General features: G+C 73.0%; 20 protein-coding genes. 9 read left to right on the forward strand and 11 right to left on the reverse strand.

Annotation, left to right across the window (positions count from 1 at the left end; genetic code table 11):
* Positions 1 to 24 precede the first annotated feature (24 nt).
* A complete protein-coding gene (locus ACIQMJ_RS31755; RefSeq protein WP_499764674.1) occupies positions 25 to 1248 on the reverse strand; it encodes a serine hydrolase domain-containing protein in 1224 nt (407 codons plus the stop codon).
* A 102-nt stretch (positions 1249 to 1350) separates the two neighbouring features.
* Here ACIQMJ_RS31755 and ACIQMJ_RS31760 point away from each other — a divergent pair, with 102 nt between their 5' ends.
* The 3 genes from ACIQMJ_RS31760 to ACIQMJ_RS31770 all read left to right on the forward strand — a co-directional run bounded on the left by ACIQMJ_RS31760 (position 1351) and on the right by ACIQMJ_RS31770 (position 4618).
* Positions 1351 to 2073, forward strand: a complete 723-nt coding sequence (locus ACIQMJ_RS31760; protein WP_499764675.1) for a response regulator — start codon at positions 1351 to 1353, stop codon at positions 2071 to 2073.
* Positions 2063 to 4021 carry a sensor histidine kinase gene (locus ACIQMJ_RS31765; RefSeq protein ID WP_499764676.1) on the forward strand — a complete coding sequence of 653 codons (1959 nt, stop codon included), beginning with the start codon at positions 2063 to 2065 and terminating at the stop codon, positions 4019 to 4021. Before ACIQMJ_RS31760 ends, ACIQMJ_RS31765 begins: the two co-directional genes overlap by 11 nt.
* Before the next feature lie 78 nt (positions 4022 to 4099).
* Complete coding sequence (locus ACIQMJ_RS31770; RefSeq protein ID WP_499764677.1) at positions 4100 to 4618, forward strand: pyridoxamine 5'-phosphate oxidase family protein; 519 nt, start codon at positions 4100 to 4102, stop codon at positions 4616 to 4618.
* A gap of 61 nt (positions 4619 to 4679) precedes the next feature.
* On the opposite strand, the gene ACIQMJ_RS31775 is transcribed toward ACIQMJ_RS31770, so the two are convergent.
* The 4 genes from ACIQMJ_RS31775 to ACIQMJ_RS31790 all read right to left on the reverse strand — a co-directional run bounded on the left by ACIQMJ_RS31775 (position 4680) and on the right by ACIQMJ_RS31790 (position 10626).
* Positions 4680 to 8381 (reverse strand): S8 family serine peptidase, encoded by a 3702-nt coding sequence (locus tag ACIQMJ_RS31775; RefSeq protein WP_499764678.1) that lies wholly within the window; start codon positions 8379 to 8381, stop codon positions 4680 to 4682.
* A gap of 59 nt (positions 8382 to 8440) precedes the next feature.
* Positions 8441 to 9496: a hypothetical protein gene (locus ACIQMJ_RS31780; RefSeq protein ID WP_499764679.1), complete on the reverse strand. Its 1056-nt coding sequence runs from the start codon at positions 9494 to 9496 to the stop codon at positions 8441 to 8443.
* Positions 9496 to 9996: a SigE family RNA polymerase sigma factor gene (locus tag ACIQMJ_RS31785; RefSeq protein WP_499764680.1), complete on the reverse strand. Its 501-nt coding sequence runs from the start codon at positions 9994 to 9996 to the stop codon at positions 9496 to 9498. The genes ACIQMJ_RS31780 and ACIQMJ_RS31785 overlap by 1 nt, the downstream gene beginning before the upstream one ends.
* A 234-nt stretch (positions 9997 to 10230) precedes the next feature.
* Entirely contained in the window at positions 10231 to 10626 is a 396-nt protein-coding gene (locus tag ACIQMJ_RS31790) for a RidA family protein (RefSeq protein WP_499764837.1), read from the reverse strand.
* Positions 10627 to 10752: 126 nt separating this feature from the next.
* On the opposite strand from ACIQMJ_RS31790, the gene ACIQMJ_RS31795 reads away from it, so the two are divergent.
* Positions 10753 to 11742, forward strand: coding sequence for a helix-turn-helix transcriptional regulator (locus tag ACIQMJ_RS31795; RefSeq protein ID WP_499764681.1), 990 nt, complete (start codon positions 10753 to 10755; stop codon positions 11740 to 11742).
* A gap of 300 nt (positions 11743 to 12042) precedes the next feature.
* Here ACIQMJ_RS31795 and ACIQMJ_RS31800 read toward each other — a convergent pair whose 3' ends face one another.
* The 4 genes from ACIQMJ_RS31800 to ACIQMJ_RS31815 are packed head-to-tail and all read right to left on the reverse strand — an operon-like array spanning position 12043 to position 15808.
* A complete protein-coding gene (locus tag ACIQMJ_RS31800) occupies positions 12043 to 13047 on the reverse strand; it encodes a GNAT family N-acetyltransferase (protein WP_499764682.1) in 1005 nt (334 codons plus the stop codon).
* Positions 13048 to 13089: 42 nt separating this feature from the next.
* Positions 13090 to 14172 carry a Gfo/Idh/MocA family protein gene (locus tag ACIQMJ_RS31805; protein WP_499764683.1) on the reverse strand — a complete coding sequence of 361 codons (1083 nt, stop codon included), beginning with the start codon at positions 14170 to 14172 and terminating at the stop codon, positions 13090 to 13092.
* Complete coding sequence (locus ACIQMJ_RS31810) at positions 14169 to 14903, reverse strand: cupin domain-containing protein (RefSeq protein WP_499764684.1); 735 nt, start codon at positions 14901 to 14903, stop codon at positions 14169 to 14171. The genes ACIQMJ_RS31805 and ACIQMJ_RS31810 overlap by 4 nt, the downstream gene beginning before the upstream one ends.
* Positions 14900 to 15808 (reverse strand): DUF6807 domain-containing protein, encoded by a 909-nt coding sequence (locus tag ACIQMJ_RS31815; RefSeq protein ID WP_499764685.1) that lies wholly within the window; start codon positions 15806 to 15808, stop codon positions 14900 to 14902. The genes ACIQMJ_RS31810 and ACIQMJ_RS31815 overlap by 4 nt, the downstream gene beginning before the upstream one ends.
* Positions 15809 to 15980: 172 nt before the next feature.
* Between ACIQMJ_RS31815 and ACIQMJ_RS31820 the strand changes: the two genes are divergently transcribed.
* Entirely contained in the window at positions 15981 to 17120 is a 1140-nt protein-coding gene (locus ACIQMJ_RS31820) for a glycerate kinase (RefSeq protein WP_499764686.1), read from the forward strand.
* Between the two features lie 141 nt (positions 17121 to 17261).
* Here ACIQMJ_RS31820 and ACIQMJ_RS31825 read toward each other — a convergent pair whose 3' ends face one another.
* Both ACIQMJ_RS31825 and ACIQMJ_RS31830 read right to left on the reverse strand, forming a co-directional pair.
* The gene (locus ACIQMJ_RS31825) at positions 17262 to 18107 is read right to left on the reverse strand and encodes a sugar phosphate isomerase/epimerase family protein (RefSeq protein ID WP_499764687.1); all 846 of its coding nucleotides are present in this window, start codon (positions 18105 to 18107) and stop codon (positions 17262 to 17264) included.
* Positions 18108 to 18189: 82 nt separating this feature from the next.
* A complete protein-coding gene (locus ACIQMJ_RS31830; protein WP_499764688.1) occupies positions 18190 to 19203 on the reverse strand; it encodes a hydroxyacid dehydrogenase in 1014 nt (337 codons plus the stop codon).
* A 187-nt stretch (positions 19204 to 19390) separates the two neighbouring features.
* Here ACIQMJ_RS31830 and ACIQMJ_RS31835 point away from each other — a divergent pair, with 187 nt between their 5' ends.
* From ACIQMJ_RS31835 to ACIQMJ_RS31850, 4 genes are all read left to right on the forward strand, one after another.
* Positions 19391 to 20413, forward strand: coding sequence for an ABC transporter permease (locus ACIQMJ_RS31835; RefSeq protein WP_499764689.1), 1023 nt, complete (start codon positions 19391 to 19393; stop codon positions 20411 to 20413).
* Positions 20410 to 21297, forward strand: a complete 888-nt coding sequence (locus tag ACIQMJ_RS31840) for a carbohydrate ABC transporter permease (RefSeq protein WP_499764690.1) — start codon at positions 20410 to 20412, stop codon at positions 21295 to 21297. The genes ACIQMJ_RS31835 and ACIQMJ_RS31840 overlap by 4 nt, the downstream gene beginning before the upstream one ends.
* A gap of 55 nt (positions 21298 to 21352) precedes the next feature.
* Positions 21353 to 22996, forward strand: a complete 1644-nt coding sequence (locus ACIQMJ_RS31845; protein WP_499764691.1) for an extracellular solute-binding protein — start codon at positions 21353 to 21355, stop codon at positions 22994 to 22996.
* A 61-nt stretch (positions 22997 to 23057) separates the two neighbouring features.
* Positions 23058 to 23741, forward strand: coding sequence for a response regulator (locus tag ACIQMJ_RS31850; protein ID WP_499764692.1), 684 nt, complete (start codon positions 23058 to 23060; stop codon positions 23739 to 23741).
* Positions 23742 to 23780 lie beyond the last annotated feature (39 nt).

The raw sequence follows: 23780 nt of genomic DNA on the forward strand, positions 1-23780 counted from the left end.
GACGGGGAACCCCTGTCGCGCCGGTCAGCGTGGGGCGGTGATCAGTTCGCGTGCCTTGCGGACCACGGCTACCGCGCTCTCGCCGTAGTTCGCGAGCACCACCGCGGTCCAGCCGGAGTCGGGGAACCAGTCCACGTTGGTGGACACACCCCTGGCACCGCCGTTGTGGCCGTTGATCCGGAGGCCGTTCATGTGACGCACGCTGGGCCCGTACCCCTCGAAGAACGAGTTGTCCGGCGCCAAGGGCCACTTCGGGCTCGCCGCGAGGTGCGTGTACGCCGCCGAGTGGAACCTGTTGCGCTGGAACGCACTCGCGAAGCGCGCCACGTCCGGGGCGCCGGCGAACGCGCCACCGGCGGGATTGCCGAGAAGGCCGGCGTCGAACAGGTCGATCACGTCGGTCCACCCGCTGCCGCCGAGCATGTCGTAGGGATGGGCGATACGGCGGTCCTCGCGCCACTGGGCCGCGGTGCGGAACCCGGCGGTGGACATGCCCGCAGGGGTGAACACGTGCTCGCGGACGTAGTCGTAGAAGCTCTGCCCGGACAGCTGGGCCACGATCGCGGCGAGCACGTAGTAGCCGTCATTGCTGTACGCGCTCCTCGTGCCCGGGGTGAAGTTCAGCGGCAGGCCGCGGATGTAGTCGACGGTGCCGGCGAAGATCTCGTCCAGGGTCGTCCACTGCTCCTGCCCGGGTGGCCGCGGCGGGTTGATCGCCGGACGGCCGAGACCCGAGGTGTGCGTGAGGAGCTGGTGGATGGTGACGGATCCGGCGACTTCGGGCAGGAAGCCCGTCAGGTACGTGCCCAGGGTCGCGCCGTAGGCGAGCCGGCCGCTCTCCGCGAGCTGGTGGACGGCCGTCGCGGTGATGAGCTTGGTGATCGAACCGAGGGCGAAGACCGTGTCGGCGTCGTTGGGGATGCCCCGCGCCCGGTCGGCCATCCGGTGGGAGCGGGAGAGGACGGTCCTGTCCCGGTGCGTCAGCAGCACGGTGCCGGAGAACGCGTCCTGCTCGGCGAGCCGGGTGAGGTACCGGTCGAACTCGCCACCCGGCCGGAGGGTGTCGGGGATCCGGTCGGAGCCGGCGTCGGCCTGCGCCGGGTCGGTGACGGCCTGCGCGGATCCGGTGGCCGCCACCATCCCGCCGGCGGCGATCGAGCCGATCCCGAGCGCGGCGAGCATGGTCCGGCGCGACGGCCGGGTCGAGGTCTCGGTGTTGTCGGACCCCGGTGCGTGGTGTGTCGTCATGGGCCCGGAGCGTGCCGGTCGCCGGTCAGGATCTTGTCAGGACCGGACCTCGGCTCCGGTTTTCATGGCCGGTTCACAGGTTCGTGCGCGAGACTCCCCGACATGCCGGCACGCATCCTGGTCGCCGAGGACGATCGCAAGCAGGCGGAGCTGATCCGCCGCTACCTCGAGAGCGAGGGGCACGAGGCCACCGTCGTGCACGACGGCCGGGCCGCGCTCGACCACGTTCGACGCCGTGCGCCGGACCTGCTGCTGCTCGACGTCATGCTGCCGGAAGTGGACGGTCTGGACGTGTGCCGATCACTGCGGTCGGACCGGGACGTCCCGATCGTGATGCTCACCGCGCGGGCGGGTGAGGACGATCTGGTGCTCGGTCTCGCACTCGGCGCCGACGACTACCTCACCAAGCCGTTCCGGCCGCGGGAGCTCGTCGCCAGGGTGGCCGCGGTGCTGCGCCGCGCCGCCCGCGCCACGGGCGCCACGCGTGCCGAGCAGGAGCGCTACCGGATCGGCGAACTGGTCGTCGACCTCGCCCGCCACGAGGTCCGCGTCCGCGGTCGGCCGGTGGGCACCACGCCGGCCGAGTTCACCATCCTGGCCTGCCTCGCGGCCTCGCCGGGGCGGGCGTTCACGCGACCGCTGCTGCTGGAGCGGGTCGGCGGGTTCGGCCGGGACGTCACCAGCCGCACGATCGACATGCACGTGATGAACCTGCGCCGCAAGATCGAACCGGTCCCCACCCGTCCGAGGTACCTGCTGACCGTCTACGGCGTCGGCTACAAGCTCGCCGAACCGCCCCGGGAAGAGACCGACGATGCGCCATAGCCTCCTGCCGAGGCTGGTCGGGCTCTCACTCGGGATCGCCGCGCTCGCGGTGGGTGCGACCGCGGTACTCGCCACCTCCGGCGGGGGCACCCGGCTGCGGGACGGGCCGGCCGCCGACACGTCGCTGCTGTCGACCGACAGCGACATCCTCGCCCAGCTGTACACCTACGCCGACGAGCACCGCGACTGGGGCGGTGTCGAGGTGCTGGTGCGGGAGCTCGCGGACCGGACCGGCCGCCGGATAGCGCTTGCCAGGCCCGGTGGTGAGCCGTTCGTCGACTCGGCCGCGCTGCTCGGGCGCGGTACCACCGGCCTGCCGCCGACCCCGGCCGCGACGGTCGACGCGACCCGACCGGCACTCGGCGCGGGCGGGGTGATGCCGAACGTGGTGGTGCGGGAGCCGGCGCTCGGCGTGGACATCGGCTTCTACATCTGGCGGCTCACCGAGGAGGAACGGCGGCAGCGGCAGGTCTACGCCGGGGAGGCGCTCGACTGCGTGCGGCGCACCGCGCGGGAACGCACGTCCCCGCGCCGCCACCACGTCACCGGGCGGGAGGGTGCCGACCTGCCGCCGGACCCGTGTGTGCCCACCGCGTTGTCCGCACCGTCGGCGGCGGCCCGAGGGCTCGGCGAACGGGTCGTCGACCTGGCCGTTCCGTGCCTGACCGGGCACGGCCTGGCCTACGAGATCACGACCGACTCGACCGGGGCACGAGCACTGCGCCCGCGGCACGGCGCTCGCCGCCAGTGGATCGACTGCCTGGGAACCGCGCGGGCCGCGGCGAAAGAGCCGTACGTGGCCGCGCCCGCGGACCTGTACCTCGGCGAGAGCGACCGGTTCGACCCGTTCTCACCGGAGGGCCGGTGGCGGACCGCGGCGACGGCGGCGGCCGTTCTGCTCGTCGCCGCGGCGGTCACCGTGCCGGCCGGGCGCAGGCTGGTGCGCCCGATCCGCGCCTTGACCGCCGCGGCCCGGCGCATGGCGAACGGCGACCGCGCGACCCGCGTCCCGGTACGCGGGAACGACGAGGTCGGCCGCTTGGCCACCGCTTTCAACACGATGGCCGACGCGATCGCGAGCACCGACCGGCAGCGCAAGACGCTCGTCGGCGACGTGACCCACGAGCTGCGCACCCCGCTCGCGAACGTCCGCAGCCACCTGGAAGCCGTGCAGGACGGGGTCCTCCCGCTCGACCCGGCGCTCGTCGGGTCGCTGCTGGAGGAGCAGGACCTGCTCGAACGCCTCGTCACCGACCTGCACGACCTGGCGCTCGCCGACGCGGACATGCTGCGCGTCCACCCGGAGGAACGGCAGGCGGCCGACCTCGCCGAGCAGGCCGTCGCCGCGCACCGCGCGCGGGCGGAGACCGCCGGGGTGGACCTGCGGGTCGCGGCGACCGAGGCCGTGGCCGTGCTCGCCGACCCCACTCGGCTGCGCCAGGCGTTGGGCAACCTCGTGTCCAACGCGATCCGGCACACCCCGGCCGGCGGAACCGTGGTGGTCGCGGTACGGGAGCACGCGGAGACGGTGGAGTTCGCCGTGACCGACACCGGATCGGGCATCGCCGCGGAGCACCTGCCGCACGTCTTCGACCGCTTCTACCGCGCCGACCCGTCCCGCAGCCGCGCCACCGGCGGCAGCGGCCTCGGACTCGCCATCGCGAAACACCTCGTCGAAGCCCACACCGGAACGCTCACCGCGGTGAGCACGCCCGGCCACGGCTCGACCTTCACGATCCGCTTGCCCACCAAGACCCCGGACCTTCCTGCGCAGGAGGTCCGGCAACGACCGACGCCGACCTACGAGAGCCGGGAAAGCGCGGATAGGAAGCCAAGTCCTCGATCTCGAGGCCGGACTTACCGCGTGCTGTGCGAGAGTGAAGGCGCGGGGACGGCAGTGCTCGAACGTCCGCGACAGCGGCCCGCGGGTGCGGGAACCGGTCGATGATCGTGGGCAAGGCCCATCCCCGGCTCGGGCGCCACCGCCGCGGGTCCCGGAGGCAAGATCGCTGCGTGAGGAGCTCTTATGCGTGCGACGTCGGAGGAACTCGACGAACTCCAGGCCCTGCTCGACGCTTCCCTGTCCCGTTCCACCGCTCACCTCCGGTCGATCGTCGACGGGCGCACGATGACCGCAGAGCAGCTCACCCGGGTCCTGACGGGGACGTGCACGCCGGCCCTGTCGACCGTGACGGCGAAGGGCGAGCCGCGGATCAGCGGTGTGGACGGACACCTCCTGCACGGCAAGTGGCACTTCGGCACGGCGCGCGAAGCCGGGAAGGCACGTCACCTCGCCGCCCGGCCCGCCGCGAGCGTCGCGCACATGCGCGGTGAGGAGTTGGGTGTGTTCACGCACGGCACGGTGGAGGTGCTCAACCCCGTCGACGGCGAGCCGGCCGCGGACTGGCCGGACCTGCTCGCGCACTTCAAGGACGTCTACGGCGAGGACGCCTTCGACTGGGACGAGGACGTGGTCTTCTACCGGCTGTGCCCGCACTGGATGACGGTCTTCGCCCCCGACGTCACGAAGCTCACCGCGCCTTGACGGCAGGCGGGTCGACGAGCCGCCTGTGGTCGCACAGGCGGCTCGTCGCGTCACGGCTTGGTCAGTGGAGTTGGTAGGCGCGGATGATGGTTTGGGTCAGGCGGTTGCCGTCCGAGTCGGTGGCGTGGGAGCGGAGGGAGGCGTAGCCGGTGCTGGGGTGCCGCACGGTGACGGTCCAGTGGTCGCGGTCGCGGGTGGTGCGGGCCGGTTGCCAGGTCGTGCCGTCGTCGTAGGAGACCTCCACCGACAGCGAGGTGATCCGGGCCGGGCCGTCCTGGCGTTCCACGTGGGCGGGGAAGGTGAACGGGCGGTTGGCGGGGGCGCGGTTGTGGAGGTCGACCGGGGGTGCGAAGCGGGTGGTCAGCATCGGCAGTGCCTTGCCGTCGCCCGCCGCGGAGGAGCGGAAGGTCCAGTCGGCGGTGACCACTGTGGACAGCGTCCAGGTCGGGCCGGACTGGTGGGCGTCGGCGACGACCCGGTAGGTGGATTCCCGGTCCGGGACCGGGTACTCGGCGACCTCGGTCACCCCGACCTCGCCCAGCGCCTGGCCGTCGCGGTGGACGGTGATGGAACCCGTGGCGTCGCGGAACGGGTCGACCTGGCGTGGGCGGCCGTTGCCGTCGCCGTACAGGGGGAGCTTGACGCTGATCCTCCCGTCGTGGCGCCACGACCAGGGGTGGGCTTCTTCGAGCACGGAGTTCACCGTGGTGCCGCGCAGGGACGGGCCGGTGACGGCCTTGTTCCACGCGATCCGGGTCGGCGGTCGGCCGGCGGTGAGCGTCGCGGAGTCGGACAGGACGTCCGGGCCGGTGCTCCAGAGCAGGTCCCACTTGGTCGGGGTGAAGTACTCCACCCGTTCCTGCCGGGACGCGGTGCGCGCGAGCCACCCGGTGCCGATGGTGCGGCCGAACAGCTCGCCGAACGCGGCGAAGCCGGCCGCGGTCGGCGCGTTGTCGTGGTAGGCGGCACGCATGGTGGCCAGGTCCTGGGTGCGCGGCCGGTAGGTGAGCGGCGCGGTGACCTGCCGTTGGACCCCGTGGACCAGCTCGTAGCGCAGGTCGGTGGTCTCCCGGCCGGCGTAGCGCACCGGGGTCTCGCCGCGCTTGACCAGCTCGACCAGCCGGTCCACGGTGGGGTTGTCGCTGCCGTAGAAGGCGGGCACCGGCTCGCCCTCGACCGGGCCGCCCGGCGGTGGGGCCGGAGGTCCGGATCCTTGCTCCAGGAACCGGATCAGGCCCAGCTCGCCGCCCGCTCGGGCGATGGCGACGCCGCGGCGCAGCCACTCGTCACGGCCGATCGCGGGGTCGAACTCGATCACCACGAGTTTGCCGGCGGCGTCGATGCCGGCGAGGTCCTCCGGGGTGCCGGAAGCACCGTAGACGGCGGTGAGCGTCGTCTGCCCGGTCGGCGGCGTGCCGTACAGCAGCTGGAGGTTCACGTCGAACGGCTGTCCGTCGTCGGCCACCATCTCCAGGGCCGGTTCGGTGGCGCGGCGGGCGTGGCCGAGCGAGAAGGTGTCCGAGGACGTGCCCGGCAGGGTCGCCGCGTACATCGGCTCGAACCGCGCGTCACCTTCCTGGACGAGCGAGAACAGGCAGTCGCAGTCCGCGAACCGGGAGGTGGCGTAGAGGGCGTGCGTCCCGCCGCGCGCGGCCGGGTTGTCCGGCTCGGCGGTGACCGGGTGGCCCAAGCGGGCGTCGAACACCTGCGTGACGTCCCGGTCGAGGGTCAGCTCGGGGTGGCTGACCACCGTGTGCGACGTCTCGCCGCCCGGCTCGGTCGTGGTGACCGAGGCGTGCACGGCGTACCGGCCGCGGGGCAGGGTGACGGCGGTGCCGGAGAAGGTGACGTGGGCGTCACCGGTCTCCAGGTCGAAGACGTGCACCACCGACCGGCCGTTGCGCTCCGGTTCGGCGCCGGCGCGGTCCAGCACGGTCGGGGTGAACGAGTGCCGCTGCTCCTGCTGGTACACCGAGATCGCGGTGCGGGTGCGGGTCGTGCCGGTGGGGTCGCTCGCGACGAGCACCCCGGAGTAGGTCCCGGACCGGCCTTCCTGCCCGGTGACGGTCAGCTCGACCGGCGCGCTGCCGCCGGCCGGCACCGTGACGCTGTCGGCGGAGAGGGCGGTCAGCCCGGCGGGGGCCGGTTGGCCCTTCTCGTCGACCAGGTCGACGCGTGCGGACAGCGTGATCGGCGTGGGGCCGGTGTTGGTCCAGGTGATCGTCCGGCGCTCCCGCGACCCGCTGTTCGGCCAGGGCAGGTACACCGAGACGGCGGCGGTGGCGACGACGGGGGTCGCGGTCGCGCGGGCCAGGTCGAGTCGGCCCGCGCCGACCCGGAACACACCGGCCCCCGGCAGCTCCTGCGCGCTGCTGACCAGGGCGGACTTGAGCGTGGACCCGGTCCAGTCGGGGTGCTGCTGGGCCAGGACCGCCGCCGCGGCGGCCACGTGCGGGGCGGCCATCGAGGTGCCGTCGAGCCGCTGGTAGCCGTCGCCGACCGGGTCGCCCAGAGGCGGCACGCCGGCCGGTCGGGCCGCGACGATGCCGCCGCCCGGCGCGCTGATCTCCGGCTTGGCCGCCCCGTCGCCGAGCCGCGGGCCGCGGCTGGAGAACGGGCTCGGCTCGTCGCGCTTGGACACGCTGCCGACGGTGAGCGCGTCGTCCGCGGCCCCCGGTGAGCTCACCGCGCGGTCCGCCCCGGAGTTGCCGGCGGCGATCACGAACAGCGTCCCGTACTGGCGGCTGAGCGTGTTCACCGCGACCGACATCGGGTCCGCGCCGTCGGTGGGCCCACCGCCCAGGCTCAGGTTGACGACCTTCGCGCCGGACTCGGCGGCGGCCCACCGCATGCCGGCGAGCACGCTGTCGTCGGTGCCCCAGCCGCTGTCGTCGAGCACCTTGCCCACCGCCAGGGTGACGTCCGGCGCCACTCCCCGGTACTGCCCGCCCGAGGCGGCGCCCGTCCCGGTGATGATCGACGCGACGTGCGTGCCGTGCCCGTGCCCGTCCTCGACGCCGCCGCTCCCGGTGAAGTCCTGGCTGACGGCGGTCTTGCCGGCGAGGTCGGGGTGGTCGGTGTCGATGCCGGTGTCCAGCACGGCGACCCGCACCCCGGCCCCGGTCAGCCCGCGCTGCCAGGCCGTCGGCGCGCCGACCTGGGGCACGCTCTGGTCGAGCGCGGCCCGGACCCGCTTGTTCAGCCAGACCTTGCGCACACCGCCGGCGCCGCGGGCGGTGTGCGTGCCGGTCAGCCCGCGGTAGAAGTCGGTCGCGTGGTCCTTGGTCTGGTCCACCGCGGTCAGGTTGAGCTCGGGCAGCTCGCGGCGCACCGTCGCGCCGGTGGGCGCCGAGGTCCGGGCGCGGACGCCGTCGGCGTACTCGACCAGCAACGGCACCGCCGCGGTGCGCGCGTCGTCGTAGCGCTGGCGGACCAGCCCGGTGACGTTGAACAGCTCGCGGTCCAGCACGCCGTCGCCCACCAGCGGGGCCGCGTCACCGGGCACGACGTAGCGGTCGCCGTCCTGCCAGTAGTCCTGGAACGGCACGGAGTGCGCGCGCGGCGCGGGCTCGATCCGCAGCGGGGCCGACGGGCCGCTCCCCCACAGCTCGACCCGGTCGCCGCTGACCAGCGTGACCGAGACCGGCTCGCCCCGGCCGGCGCGGGCGTCCGGTTGGGCGAGCGCCCCCGGGCCCACCGCCACGACCGCGCTCGCGGCCAGCACGGCCGCGGCCCCGCCTCGCCACCATCTCCTTCGGCCCACCACATGTCCTCCGATCACGTTGGCTCGTTTCCGTTCCGAGAGGTCCGCGCCGCGGTGCTTCAGCGGGGCAGGACGAGACGGTGCGCGATGTCGTACAGGTCGGTCAGCGGCACGCGGCCGGCGATGCTCACCGGGGTGCCGGCGACCGCGTCGAGGACCCACAGCCTGTGGTAGCCGTCGTCCTCGGCGTGACGCGTCGCGCGGCCCTGCACGGGCTCGCCGGCCACGCCGGTCGGCGCGTCCGCGGCGGCGGTGCTGACGGTGACCGGCGGAATGGTCGTGGCGCAGGTGCCCACGGAGTAGCTCGTGGTGGGCTCCGCCCGGGTCGAGGACGCCCCCTCGACCGCGAACGCGCACACCCGCAGGCCGTTCGGCAGGTCGCCCAGCCCGAACGCGGGGGTGACGGTCGCGGTGCCGGGGAAGCGGAGGTGTTGCGCGATCCGCCGGCCGATGTCGGCGAGCTGCGCCGCGGCCACCGTGCTGCCGTGCCGGTTGGACACGTGCACGTACATGGACCCGCCCTCGGGGTGCGCCAGGTACAGCTCGTAACCGCTGTCGGGTGACGTGCTCTCGACACCGGGCCGCTCGTTGACCGTGACCGGGCTGCCCTGGCCGGACTTGAACGCGGCCCGGTCCACCTCGGTCATCCGGAACTGCTGGACGTCGACGAGGAGCACCTGGTCCCCGGTGGTGACGGTGAGCATGTACTCGCCGCCGTACAACGGCTTGTCCAGGGCTTCCGCGGCGGCACCGATGTTGATCCGCCGCGCCACGTGCTCGACCGAACCCGGTGGCAGCCAGCCGAGGGAGAACGGCATCGGCAGGTCCGCGACGGTCGGCTCGGTCGGGGTCGGGGTCACCGCACCGGACAGGGCCGCGGCGTCCTGCGCGGGGTCGGAGGGGGCGGGCCGGTGCACCGCCACGGCGGTGACCGCGACGAGGGTCAGCGCCACCACGCCGGCGGCGACCGCGAACGGCCGGCTCGGCACGGCACGCCTGCGGTCGATGCGCGCCCGTGCGGCGGCGAGCACCGCGTCCCCGTCGGGTGCGACGTGCTCGTGCGCGGCGAAGGTGTCCGCGATCAGCTTCTCGACGTCGGTCAACTCGCGGTCCATCAGCTCTCCCTGGCCTCGGCCAACTGCTCCACGGTCAGGCCGTTCCGCAGTGTCGTCAGTGCCCGGTGGGCGTGCGCCCGCACGGTGGCGCGGGCGCAGTCGAGCAGGTCGGCGATCTCCACGTCGTCGAGCTGCTCGTAGTAGCGGAGCACCAGCACGGCCCGCTGGCGGCGGGGCAGGCCCGCCAGGCGCTGCCACAGGTCCTCGCGCAACGCGTGGTCGGCGGCGAAGTCGTCCGGCCGCGCCTCGTCGGGCAGGTCGGCGGTGGCGATCAGGCGCGCCGACGTGCTGTGCCGCCAGGACAGGTAGCCGTTGGTGACCATGCGCAGGACGTAGCGGTCCGGGTGGTCGGCGTTCCGGATCCGCGACCAGCGCCGGTACAGCTTGACCAGCACGTCCTGCACCAGGTCGGCCGCCAGCTCGCGCTCACCGGTGAGCATCGTCGCGTAGCGCAGCAACCGCGGCAGTCGCTGCCGCACGAAGTCCTCGTAGTCACCCATCACTGCTTGAAGACTCCGGCCGCGTCCCATCTGTTTACCTCCGCGCCGAACATTCACCGGAGCCGATCCGCGGCGCGGGCGGCCGGAACGCGGCCGAGGCGGTCCCGATCATCCACAAAGGACAGATGACGCGGTGCGGGGAGTGCCGAGTGTTCCGCCGATCGGAGGAGTGCTCACGCGGTCCCCGACCGCGTGCCGCTCGTGCCGGTCCGTCCGGCACGAGCGGCGCGGGCGTCAGGCGACGGCGGTGCCTTCGAGCTCGACCAGCAGGCTCGGCAGCGCCAGCCGCGTCACGCCGAGCATCGTGGTGGCCGGTGCCGCCCCGGCGGCCCCCAACCGCGACGCCAGCACGCCGTAGTGCCGGAAGAGCAGGTCCACGTCGGTGGTGTAGACGGTGAGCCGGACGAGGTCGCGCAGGGACATGCCGGCCTCGCCGAGCACCGCCTCCACGTTGTCCAGGCTCAGCGCCACCTGCGCCGCCATGTCACCGTCGTGCAGGGGCTCGCCGTCACCGCTCATCGCGGTCTGCCCGGCGACGTACAGGGTCCGGGTGTGCCCGGAGACGAGTTCGCCCTGGTGGTAGCCCAGGTCCACCGACCACGTCCACGGGTTGACCGCCGTGCGCTCCACAGCCACTTCAGCTCCATTCGGATCATCGACGTCCCGCGGCCCGGTGCCGCTGATCGGTGACGTCGTGCCGGAAGCCTCGCAACGAATCACGACATCCTGTGTCGTGTATTCCGCTAGCTTTTCCGCGTGCGCGCCGATCGGTTGGTCTCGCTGGTGCTGCTGCTGCGCCGGCACGGTCGGCTGTCGGCCGCCGCGCTGGCGCGCGAGCTGGAGGTGTCCACCCGGACCGTGCTGCGGGACGTCGAGGCGCTGTCCGCGGCGGGCGTCCCGGTCTACGCCGAACGCGGCCGGCACGGCGGGTTCTCGCTGCTGCCCGGGTTCCGCACCGAGCTGACCGGGCTGAACCACGACGAGGCGCTCGCCCTGCTGGTCGCCGGGTCGCGGCGCGGCGCGCAGGCGTTCGGCCTCGGGTCGGCGCTCGCCTCGGCGATGCTCAAGGTGGTCGACGCGCTGCCGGAGGGCCACCGCAGCGCCGCCGTCGGCGTGGCCGAGCGGCTGCTCATCGACCCGGAAACCGACCTCCTCTCGCGCCGGGTGGTGGCGGAGGAGGTGCCCGACGCAGTGGTGGGCGAGATCCGGCGCGCGGTGTTCGCCGGGCACAAGCTGCGCATCCACTACGCGGCCGAGGGGCAGCGGGCGCGGTGGCGCACGGTGGACCCGATCGGTCTGGTGACCGTGCGGGACCAGGGCTACCTGCTGGCCACGCGGTCCGGCGAGGACCGCACGTACCGGCTGTCCCGGGTGGTGGCCGCCGAGGAGCTCGCCGAACCGGCGCAGCGACCGGACCGGGTCGACCTGGACCGGGCCTGGCAGGAGCGCGGCACGCGGTTCCGGGCCGGCGGCGACCAGGTCGCCGTGCTGGTGCGGGTGCACCCGGCGCGGAGGGAGGACCTGGTCGCCAAGGCGGTGGCCGTGCTCTCCGAGGAGACCGACGCGGACGGCCAGCTGCGGGTGGAGGTGACGTTCCAGGACCCGCGCCACGCCGAGTGGGCGCTGTGGCAGCTCGCCCCGGGCGCGGAAGCCCTCGCCCCACCGTGGCTGCGCGACTCCCTGCACGCCCGCGCCACCGCGCTGGCCGCCCGCTACGCCCCGTCACCCGCAGCGGACGGGAGCTGAGGTCGTCAGTCGATCTGGAGCTTGAACGGGTGGGTGCTGTCGCGGGGGCACGTGAAGATGTTCAGCGCACCCTGCCGGCCGAACTCCCAGCCCGCGGGGTGCAGCTCGCCGCGGTCGCAGTCGCGGCAGGTGAGCTGCCAGGGGTCGGTCTGCCACCAGAACGCCCAGCTTCGAGCCCCGGGCGACCTCGGACCAGTCGGGGTGCCCGCACCCGAACCACAGCGTCGACCCGATGTCGGCGGGGAGCTCGGGATCTCACGGCCGTCGTCGTCGGGATGGCGGTGGGCACGGCGGCGGACGTCACCTCGGGGCAGCGAGCGGTGACGTGGGCGCGTCGGGTTCCAGCGCCCAGCGCACGTGCCGCGTCTTCGGCGTGAAGCCGGCCCGGTCGAACAGCCCGGACGCCCCGAACGGGCTCGCCGAGTCCACGCTCGCGCAGGCGCGGTCGTAGCCCTGCTCGGCGGCGGCGCGCAGGGCGTGCGCGACCAGCGCGCCCGCGACACCGCGCCCCCGGTACGGCCGGAGCGTTCCGATGAGCATGAACCGGGCGTCACGGACACCGGTCGCGGCCGTGTCGGCGTCCCAGGACAAGGTCACCAGCACGCCGACCGCGGTCCCGGTCGCCGCGTCCCGGAGCAGGAAGCTGACCTCGGGCCGGAACGTCTGGTTGGTGATCTTGTTCTGCCAGGCGTCCGCGGGCATCGGCGTCGCGCCCCAGTGGTCCAGGTACGACTCGTTGCGGACCGACCGGAACTCCTCGTCGTTCTCCGCCGACCACGGCTCGACCCGCAGCCCGCCGGGGATCGCCGCGTCGGGGATCGCGTCGCCGAGCGGGTGCTCCAGGTACTCGTAGTAGCGGACCGCCTCGAAGCCGCGCGAGCGCAGGAGCTCGGCGACCCCGGCGATGTGCTCGGCCTTGTGCACGTCGACCACCAGCTTCGACGTCGGGTGGTGCAGCTCGTGCACGACCTTCGCCGCCGCCACCCCGGCCGCCACGAGCGCGGTGCCCAGGCCCCGGCGCCGGTGGTCGGGGTGGACCCCGCCGTCGAGGAAGACCCGGTGGACCTCGTCCGCGACCGGCTTGTGGCGGACCTTCACGAAGCCGACCAGCACGTCTCCGTCGAAGGCCGCGAGGCTCGCGCGCTCCAGGTCCGCGTAGGGGTCGATCAGCTCCTGGAGGGTGTCCTCCTCGGTGTAGTGCTCGCCGATCCGGTCCGCGGCCTCCATGGCGTTGAGGAGGTCGGCCGACACCTTGGCGTCGTCACGGGTCAGCGGCCGCCACGTCAGGGAGGGTTGTGCGCGCATGCGGCGGACGGTATTGCCCGCACGCGCCCGTTGTCGCTCCGTTTACCGGGCCGATCGGCGCGGCCAGGGCGCGCCGGTGCCCTCCATGCTCGCGTAGAACGGGTCACCTTCGGCGATCTCGCCCTGGGCGACCGTGCGGCCGGTGAACGAGGAGGCGTAGACGGCCGCGACGAACTCCATGGTCACCCTGGTGTCGGCGGTGGAGACCGGAGGGGCCTCGCCCTTGTCCAGGGCGTCCAGCACAGCGGTCAGCTGGGCGGTGTGGCCGCTGGGCACGTCGGTCGGGTCGCCGTCCCACGCCGACGTGACCTCGGGTCCGGCGGTCAACGACCAGTTGGCGTTCGTGTAGCCGTAGAGGTGTTCCAGGTCGACCGTGGCGTGCTCGAAGTCGAAGCGCAGCTGGCTGGTCTGGCGCGGTGACACCAGGGAGTTGACCACGGTGGCGACCGCGCCGGACCGGAAGCGCACGAGCGCGGCCGAGACGTCCTCGGTGTCGGTCGGGCGGGCTTGGCGCTCGGCGATCGCGGTGACGCTGGACCACGGGCCGAGGACCGACAGCAGCAGGTCGAACTGGTGGATGCCGTGCCCCATGGTCGGGCCGCCCCCTTCGACGTCCCAGCGGCCTCGCCACGGCACGGCGAAGTAGTCGTCGTCGCGGAACCACAACGTGTGCGCGGACGCGACGAGCGGTCGGCCCAGCACGCCCTCGGCCAGCAGCCGGCGCAGCCGCACGGCGCCGGAGCCGAACCGGTGCTGGAACACGGTGGCCACGGGTACGCCCGCGTCGGCCTCCGCCGCGCGCAGCCGGTCGAACTCGGCCAGCGACAGCACCGGCGGCTTCTCCACCACGGGCGACGCGCCGGCCGCCAGGCACTCCAGCGCGAGCGGCAGGTGGGTGCCGGGCGGCGTGCACAGGTGGACCAGGTCGGGCCGCTGGGCGTCGAGCAGGTCGGCCACGGTCGGGTAGGTGGGCACGTCCCACCTCGCGGCGAACTCCGCCGCCCGGTCGGGCTGGACGTCCACGACGCCGACGAGGCGCGCGCGGCCCGGCAGCGCGGCGATCGCCTCGGCGTGGGCGCCGGCGATCGCGCCCGTGCCGACGATCGCGCAGGTGCGGGTGGTCACGATGGGTGCTCCTCGTCTGCTTCGGTGCGGGCGACGTCGACCGGGCTCAGCCGGCCGCACATGCCGAACGCCCGTCGTGCGGGAGAGTGGAACACGGCGGCGCGTTCGAGGTGCGGGGCCAGGCCCAGGGAGAGGTCGCCGGTGAGCGCGAGGGTGGCCTCGGCCTGGTCGAGCGGGCCGGCGCGCACGATCGACGCCCACGTCCCGGCGCGCTCCCGGACCAGGGCTGCCGCCGCGGCGTGGAACTCGCGCAGCGGGGCCGCGTCGCCGTCGCGGAGCGCGTCGAGGAGGGGCAGGAAGCCCTCGACGGCCAGGTCACGGCGTCGGCGAGCGTCGGCGGCGCGTTCGGCTTCCGTCGCGCGGGGCGGCAGGGTCGCGGCGGCGCGGTAGCGGTCCGGGTCGGCGACGACGTCGCGCGGGAACGTCATCACCGCGTCACCGGCCTCGGGCAGGCCGGCGTTGGCCATCAGCACGACCACGCGCAGGCCGCCGTGGTTGACCGCGCGGTGGAGGGTGCCCGGGGTGAACCACACCACCGAACCGGGGCGGAGCGGGATCTCGCGGCAGCCGTCGAGGGTCACCGTGTGCAGCTCGCCCTCGCCGCCCACGACCACGTAGCACTCGGTCGACGCCAGGTGCAGGTGCGGGCTGCCGCCCACGACGCCGTCGGGTGCGGCGTCGTCGTAAACGTCCAGGAACGACAGCGACGTGCCGCCCGGGAACGTGCTCACCGGCGCAGCACCTCGCGCACGGCGTCGGCCAGGGCGTTCGCGTCCTCCGCGGTGCCGTCGGCCACGGCGGCGCCGTAGCGGAAGCGCACGGTGCCCCCGTCCGGGAGGACGAGTTCCTCGCTGAAGAACGGGGCCGGGTTGAGGCAGGCGAACTCGACGGTCCGGGCGAACCACCGCGGCGGGTGGTGCGGGTTGGCGTCGTGGTCGAGCAGCAGGACCACCGACTGCGCCGCGTCGCCGTCGTGCCGGCCCGCGAAGGCCATCCACTCGGCCCGCCGGCCGCGCACCTCGTCGCCGCCGACGCCGTCGGGGGTGACGACGTCCCCGCCGGTGAACGAGCGGGGGCCGCGCCAGAACAGGCCGCCGTAGCCCGCGTTCTCCCGGCCGCGGGTGGTCGGCGAGCCGAACGCGATCTCGTGGCCGGAGGTGTTGATCATGGTGGTGTCGAAGGTCAGGGCCCAGGCGTCGGCGGACAGCAGGGTGGCGGTGATGGTCCGACGTTCGGTGATCACGGTGTGGCCGGATTGGGTGATCCAGTCCAACTCGTGGGTGAACCAGGCGTGATCGTCGTTCACGCCGACGTCTCGCACGTGCCGGTGGTGCTGGGTGCCGTTGTTGTCCAGCTGGACGTAGGACCGGCCGTGGACGTAGGTCGGGCCGCCCCAGAAGTTCTCGTCGCCGACGTTGGGCAGCGACCAGGCGAGCCCTTTGTGCCAGACGTGGTCGTGGGGGCGGAAGAGGCTCACCACCCGGCCGGCGCGGGTGCGGACGGGGTGGAGGTAGGGCTTGGGCGACTCCAGCCGCGGAGTGTCGGGGACGTAGACGTAGCGGGCCAGGTCGACGTCGCCGGCTGACAGCGTCAGCGCGGATCCGATGTCGTGGCGCACGGACAACGCGGTCGTCACCGGCAGACCTCCAGGTGCGATCAGGGGTGCGGTCGGGTCGCGGTCGGGATCGGTCCAGGTCCGGGTCGGGACCGGAAAGCGCTTTCCGCGCAGTATTCCGGGTGCCGGCCGGGTCGTCAAGGTTCGCCCGCGAGCTTGACTCGCCTACGGAAAGCGCTTTCCATTGGCAGCCGTGACTGAACCCGACCACGTCGTCGTGGCACTGGACTCGTTCAAGGGCTCGCTGTCCGCCCGACGCGCCACAGCCGCCGTTGCGCGGGGACTGCGCCGCCACGGGGTCGTCGCGCACGAGCACCCCGTCGCCGACGGGGGCGAGGGCACCGTGGACGCCCTGCTCACCGCCGGGTTCACCGCAGTGCCGGTGCCGACGACCGATCCCCTGGGCCGCCCCGTGACAGCCCGGTACGCCTCCCGTGAGGGTGTCGCGGTCGTGGAGCTGGCCGAGGCGTCCGGGCTCGACTTGGTCGCGGACGTGCCCGCGACACCGGACCGCGCGGCGGCGGCGTCGACGCTCGGCACGGGCCGCGTGATCGCCGCGGCGCTGGACGCGGGCCACCACACGGTCGTCGTCGGGCTGGGCGGCAGCGCGACCACGGACGGCGGCACCGGCCTGCTGGTGGCGCTGGGCGCACGGCTGCTGGACGCGCACGGCGTCCCGCTCGACGCCACCACGTCCCCGCTGCACGCCGTTCACTCGATCGACCGAACCGACCTGCACCCGCGGCTGGGCGAGGTGGAGCTGGTCGTGGCGTGCGACGTGGACAACCCGCTCCTCGGCCCGCACGGCGCGGCGGCGGTGTACGGGCCGCAGAAGGGTGCGGACGGCCCGCTCGTCGCCGCCTTGGACACCGACCTGGCGCGGTGGGCGGGGCTGCTGGATCCCGATGCCGCGGCACGGCCCGGTGCGGGTGCGGCCGGCGGGGCGGGGTTCGCGTTGTTGGCGCTCGGGGCGCGGGTGCGGCGGGGGATCGAGCTGGTGCTGGAGCTGACCGGGCTGGCGGAGCGGTTGACCGGTGCGCGGCTGGTGGTGACCGGGGAGGGCCGACTGGATCGGCAGACGTTGCGGGGCAAGGCACCGGTGGGGGTGGTGGCGGTGGCTCGTGAGGCGGGGGTGGAGGTGGTGGCGGTGGCTGGGAGTTGTGTGCTCGATCGGGGTGAGGTGGTGGCGGCGGGGTTCGGGGGTGTGTTCGCGCTCAGTCAGCTCGAGCCCGATGTGGGTCGTTGCCTGGCGGACGCTGAGGCGTTGTTGGAGCGGCTTGCGGGGTGCGTCGCCGAGTTCCTCGAGGAAGGGGCGGCGGGTGGGTTCGAGTGAGGCGCGGCAGTGGGGGTGGCGGTGAGGGCGGGGGGGGTGGGGTGGCGGTCGAGGGCGGCCCTTGTTGTTTCTACCGACGTTTCAGGGGATTGGTAACGGCGATATTTTTTAGTGGTCCGGGGAGATTCACCCGATAGTGAATCAGGTCGGGGCGTTGAGCTGCGGGGATGGTGGTTGGGATTCGGTTGGTGGTTGCCAGTGGGTGTACCAGTCGGCGGCGGCGCGGAGGGGGATGGGAAGTGGGGGGATCGTGGGGTACCAAGCGCGTTCCCATTCCAGGGACACCCAGCCGGACCAGTTTGCCAGCAGTTGGGCGCATTCGGCCAATGGGACGTCGCCGTCGCCCGGCAGGACCGGGGTGTGGGCGTTGGTGGCGACGTCCTTGAGCTGGAAGTAGGCCAGGTACTCCCCCAGGGCTGCACGGGTTGTTGCCGGTGGTTCGCCGGCGCGCCAGGGGTGCACCGCGTCCCACAGCACGGCTACGTGGTTCGGCGAGGCGAGGGGTTGCGCCAGGCGTGAGGCGGCTTCGCCGGTGGGGTGGGAGTCGTGGGTTTCGATCAGGAGCCGGACGCCGGTGGCACGCAGGTCGGGGAGGATGGTGGCGATGTGGTCGAGGGCCTGGCCGTCGCCATCGGTGTGGTCGCTGCCGGGGTGGTCGCTGCCGGGGTGGTGGCCGCCGGGGAAGACGCGGATGGCGGGGGCGTCGAGGAGGACGGCCAGGTCGAGCAGGGCGCGCAGTTCGTCGACCACCGGCCCCGGGCCGCACACCTTCGTGTACCCCGCCAGGCACGCGATTTCCAGGCCGGCGTCGGCGACCTGCTCACGTGCCCGCGCGGCCTGTGCGGCGGGCATTCCGACGTGCACTTCCTCGGACGGGTGCACGCGGATCTCCAAGCCTTCGCAGCCGTGCGCGGCTGCGAGGTGGGCGGTGTCGCGCAGGGGTGCGCCGGGAGCGCCCAGAGTGCTCACCGCGAAACGCCAGCTCATCGGCGCACAGCTCCTTTCGTCGGCGGCGAAATCTTGGAGGCCGCGGACAACCTGTCGGCGACGGGATCGTGGCACCGCTCGGTCACGCGATGTAGGGCAGGCGTTCGGGTTCCACCCGGCCGAGCAGCGGTGTTCCCCTGAGGTACCGGATCACCTCGGCCACGGCGAACTCGCCGAGCCGGCGCAGCTCCCGCCCCTGGGCACCGGCCAGGTGGGGGGTGATGAGCACGTTGGGCAGGCTGAAGAGCGGGTGCCCGGCCGGCAGCGGTTCGGGTTCGGTGACGTCGAGGATGGCGGAGACGCGGCCGGTGGCGCAGGCGCTGGTCAGGGCTTCCGTGTCGATCAACGAGCCGCGGGCGGTGTTGATGAGCAGTGCGCCGTCGGGCAGCAGGTCGAGTCGGCGGGCGTCGAGCATGTGGCGCGTCTCGGGCAGGGCGGGTGCGTGGACGGTGACGACGTCGCTGCGGCGGCACAGCTCGTCCACGCCGACCGGTTCGGCGCCGAGGCGGGTGGCTTCGGCGCGGGTCACGTGGGGGTCGTGCAGCAGGACTTCGACGTCGAACGCGCGCAGCCGGTCGAGCACGAGGCGGCCGATGCGGGAGGCGCCGATGACGCCGACGGTGCAGTGGTGCAGGCCGGTGCCGTCGCCGGACAGCCAGTCGCGGGGCGCGCCCTCGGCGGCGGTCGCGTACCGGTGGGCGCGGCTGAACGCCCGCTTGGTGCCCAGGACCAGCATGGCCATGGTGTAGTCGGCGACCGGGACGGCGTTGACCCGGGCGGCGGAGGACACGACGAGGCCGCGTTCGAAGACGACCGGGTCGAGGCGGGTCTTGACGGTGCCGGCGGCGTGCACGACGGCGCGCAGCCTCGGCGCGGCGGCCAGCAGGTCGGCGTCGACGCGCGGGCAGCCCCAGCCGGTGAGCAGGATGTCGGCCTCGGCCAGCGCCGCGGCGGCGGCCGGGCCGTCGAACGAGGTGAAGGTCGTTGTCGGGTCGACGTCGACCCACTGCCGCAGCCGGGTGACGACGTCGGGCGGGAAGACGTCGGCGAACGCCCAGGGGGCGAGGGCGAAGACCGCGACAGGTCGCCGTGGCACGGAGTGGGCTCCTATCAGAGGCCGGAAGGACTATGTAAACGTTTGCACTCGACCGTCACTCTACGCACAACCCCTGCCGCTCACAACGTCCGCCGTGCCGCCCCAAGACACGCCGGCTACAGGCGAATACACCGCCCAGAGCCGCAAGCGCAAGCCGTTGACGAACTCGTGTAACCGTTTTATCTTCGTGACCGTTCTGTTTCGGCTGGACACCGCGAGAGAGGCGTTCGACGTGAACATGACGCGGGTCCGCGACAGCGCCGGTCCCCCGGTGCGGAAAGCGCTCCCCCGGCGGGAGGTCCGCCTCGGCCGGCTGCGCCGCGTGCGGGCGGACCGGGTGCTGCTGCTGGTCGCGGCGCCGGGTCTGGCGTACTTCCTGGTCTTCCACTACGGCGCGTTGTTCGGCAACGTGCTGGCCTTCCAGGAGTACGTGCCGTTCCTGGGCATGTCGGGCAGCCGGTGGGTGGGGCTCGCGCACTTCGAGCGCATGGTCACCGACCCGCTGTTCTGGAACGCCGTGCGGAACACGGTGGTGATCGCCGTGCTGCAACTGGTGTTCTTCTTCCCCGCGCCGCTCGCGCTGGCCCTGCTGCTCAACAGCATCGTGGGCGACACGGTGCGGCGGTTCGTGCAGAGCGTGGTGTACCTGCCGCACTTCCTGTCGTGGGTGATCGTGGTGGCGCTGTTCCAGCAGATGCTGGGTGGCGCGGGCGTGGTGAACGGCTGGCTGTCGACCTTGGGCGTGGGCGGTGTGTCGGTCATCGGCAACCCGGACCTGTACGGGCCGCTGGTGGTGGCGCAGCTGGTGTGGAAGGAGTGCGGCTGGGCCACGATCATCTTCCTGGCCGCGCTGTCCCAGGTGGACGAGCAGCAGTACGAGGCGGCGGCGTTGGACGGCGCGGGCTGGTGGCGGCGGTTGTGGCACGTGACGCTGCCCGCGATCCGGCCGGTGGTCGTGCTGCTGCTGGTGCTGCGGCTGGGCGAGTTCCTGTCGATCGGGTTCGAGCAGTTCTTCCTCCAGCGCCAGTCGGTGGGTCCGGAGACCGGCGAGGTGCTGGAGACGTTCGTCTACTTCACCGGCTTCGCGAACGGTGACTTCGGCTACGCGGCGGCGGTCGGGTTGTTCAAGGGCGTGGTCGGCGTGGTGCTGATCTACGCGGCCAACAAGGTGGCGCACCGGCTGGGCGAGCAGGGGGTGTACAAGGGATGAGCAGGTCGACGGCGCCGGCGTGGATGGGCCGGCCGACCCCCGCGGTGCGCGTGGCGAAGGCCGTGGCGTTGACGGTGGTGGTGGCGCTGGTGGTGTTCCCGCTGTGGACGGTCCTGGCGACCAGCCTGGCCAGTCCGCAGAACGTGATCGCCAACGGCGGCTGGGTGGTGTGGCCGGACGAGTTCTCGTCCAGCGCGTACACCGAGATCCTGCGGGGCGGGATCATCAGCCGGGCGCTGCTGGTGAGCGCGGGCGTGACGGTCGTCGGCACGGCGTTGAGCCTGGTGTGCACGATCGGTCTGGCGTACACGTTGAGCCGGCCGAAGGTCTACGGCGGCAAGCCCATGCTGCTGCTGGTGCTGTTCACGTTCTTGTTCCCGCCGGGGATGGTGCCGCTGTTCCTGGTGGTGCAGGGCACGGGGTTGTTCGACCGGTACGCGGCGCTGATCCTGCCGTTCCTGGTCAACGTGTTCAACCTGGTCGTGATGCGCGGGTTCTTCCAGTCGATCCCGGCCGAGCTGATCGACGCGGCGCGCATCGACGGCGCGGGTGAGCTGGGCATCCTGCGCCAGGTGGTGCTGCCGCTGTCGAAGGCGGTGATCGCGGTGGTCGGGTTGTTCTACGCGGTCGCGTACTGGAACCGCTTCTTCGAGGCGATCATCTACTTCAACGACCAGACCAAGTGGCCGATCGGCACGGTGCTGCGCCAGTACGTCACGGGTGGCGCGTCGCTGGCCGAGACGTCGGGCGAGCTGGCCACGACGTCACCGCAGTCCGTGCAGATGGCGGTCGTGATGCTGGCGACGCTGCCGATCGTGTGCGTGTACCCGTTCCTCCAGCGCTACTTCGTCAAGGGCGTCGTCACCGGGGCCTTGAAAGCCTGAAGCCCCTCCACCGCAACCACTCCTTTCGGCGCGTCGCCGGGAGAGGAACCCCGTCATGGACCACCGCATCGACCGCCGTTCCCTGCTGCGGCTGGCGGGCGTCGGCGCGCTCGGCCTGACCGTCCCCTCGTTGTCGTCGGCGTGCGGCGCCGGTGGCGGCGGGGGCGGTGTCTCCAACGCGGGCAAGGACCTCGCGCCCTGGCCGACCTACGTGCCGTTCGCCGGTCCGACGCCGGACGAGCCCGGTGACGACTCGGGGGTGCAGCCGTTGTTCCTGCACTACCCGGACACGGTGGTGAAGTCGGTGCACAACCCGGTGGGGGACGGTTCGGACGTCACCGTGATGGTGGTGTCGTACGGCGCGCCGCCGAAGCCGGTCGGCGAGAACCGGTACTGGCAGGCGGTCAACCGGGCGCTGGGCGTCAACCTGAAGGTGACCGTGGTGCCGGATCCGGAGTACGGGCAGAAGATGGCGACGTTGATGGCGTCGGGCGACGACCTGCCGGACATGATCATGTTCTCGAACCTGGCGCTGCCGCACGCGGCGGAGTTCGTGCAGGCGCGGTGCGCCGACCTGTCCGGGTTCGTCGGGGGTGACGCGGTCAAGGAGTTCCCCAACCTGGCCAACCTCCCGGCGTACGCGTGGCGGGGCATGGGGCGCATCGGCGGGAAGATCCACGGCATCCCGCTGGAGCGGCCGATGCCGGGCAACAGCCTGTTCGTCAACCGCTCGGCGCTGGACGCGGCGGGCGTGCCGAAGGACTGGACGACCGAGCAGTACCTGGCCGCGATGGCGGAGCTGACCGGCGACCGGAAGTGGGGGGTCGGCTGGTTCAAGACCCTGTTCAACGGGCTGGGCGCGATCACCTACCACGCCGGGTCGACGGGCACGCCGAACGGCTGGTCGGTGCGGGACGGCGCGTTCACGCCCGCGATCGCGACGCCGCAGTTCGAGCAGGCGCTGGAGGTGATGCGGAAGCTGGTGGAGGCGGGCGCGCACTACCCCGACAGCCTGACCGCCAGCTCGACGGACGTGCAGAGCCACTTCCACAACGGCACGGTGGCGTCGATCAGCGACGGTTTCGGCTCGGTGAGCCTGTCCACCCTGAACAAGGTCAACGGCCGGTTCGCGCTGGACCTCGGTCGGCCGTACGGACCGCAGGCCACGCCGTGGCAGGGGCCGGGCGTGTTCGGCTACGTCACGTTCAAGAAGGCCGACCCGGCGCGGATCAAGCTGCTGCTGCGGATCTGCGACTACTTCAGCGCGCCGTTCGGCACCGAGGAGTACGAGCTGGCGAACTTCGGCGTGGAGGGCGAGCACTTCACCAAGGACGGGAACGGCATCAGGACCACCGACCTCTACAGCCAGGAGAACAACTCGCTGCTGCCCACCAAGTACCTCGGCGCCGCGCCGGCCGTGCTCTACCTGCCCGGCCACCCCGACGCGGCCCGCGCCGTGCACGAGTGGCAGAAGGCGACGCTGCCGCGCAGCGTGCGCAACCCCGCGACCGGGTTGCGCTCCGCCGCGGAGGCGGGCAAGGGCGCGCAGCTCAACCAGATCCTCGGTGACGGGGTCGCGGCGATCACGTTCGGCCGCAAGCCGCCGTCGGCGTGGCGGGACGTGGTGGCGCAGTGGCGGCAGGCGGGCGGGGACCAGGTCGCCGAGGAGCTGGCGGGGGAGCACGCCGCGAACCGGTGAACCTTGCGTTCAGCTTGCGATCCCGGCGGGGGCCGCCGGCGTGCGGCAGGATCGGGTCGTCATGGACTTCTCGGTTCTGCTGGTCGAGGACGACGAGCACATCAGGCAGGCCCTCGGCCTGGCGTTGGGCGACGAGGGTTTCGCCGTCACCGACGCCGTGTCCGGCGAGGACGCCCTGGAGCTGCTCGCCGTCACCGAACCCGACGTGGTGCTGCTGGACCTCATGCTGCCCGGGGTGGACGGCCTGGAGGTCTGCCGGACGCTGCGTGCGCGCGGCGACCTGCCGATCATCATCGTCACCGCCCGCGCCGACGCCGCCGACGTGATCGCCGGGCTGGAGGCGGGCGCGGACGACTACGTGACCAAACCGCTGGTGGCCAGCGTGCTGGCGGCCCGGATCCGGGCGCTGCTGCGGCGGCGCGGTGGCGGGCGGCAGGACGAGGTGCTGTCGGTGGGGCAGCTGGAGATCCGGCCGGACGTCGGCACGGTGCACCGGGCCGGTGTCGAGGTGCACCTGACCCGGACGGAGTTCCGGCTGCTGGTGGAGCTGGCGTCGGCGGGCGGTCGGATCGTCACCCGCGAGCAGCTGCTGCAACGGGTGTGGGGTTACGACTACTTCGGCGACACGCGGCTGCTGGACGTGCACATCCGCCGGTTGCGCCGCAAGGTCGAGGAGAACCCGGACGACCCGGCGCTCGTGCTGACCGTGCGCGGCGCCGGGTACCGCCTCGACGTGGACGCCTGACCGAGGTTCACCCCATCGGGTAAGGCGGAGAGGGCTAGC

The organism is Actinosynnema sp. NPDC091369, from assembly GCF_044757065.1.
Classification (GTDB): Bacteria; Actinomycetota; Actinomycetes; order Mycobacteriales; family Pseudonocardiaceae; genus Actinosynnema.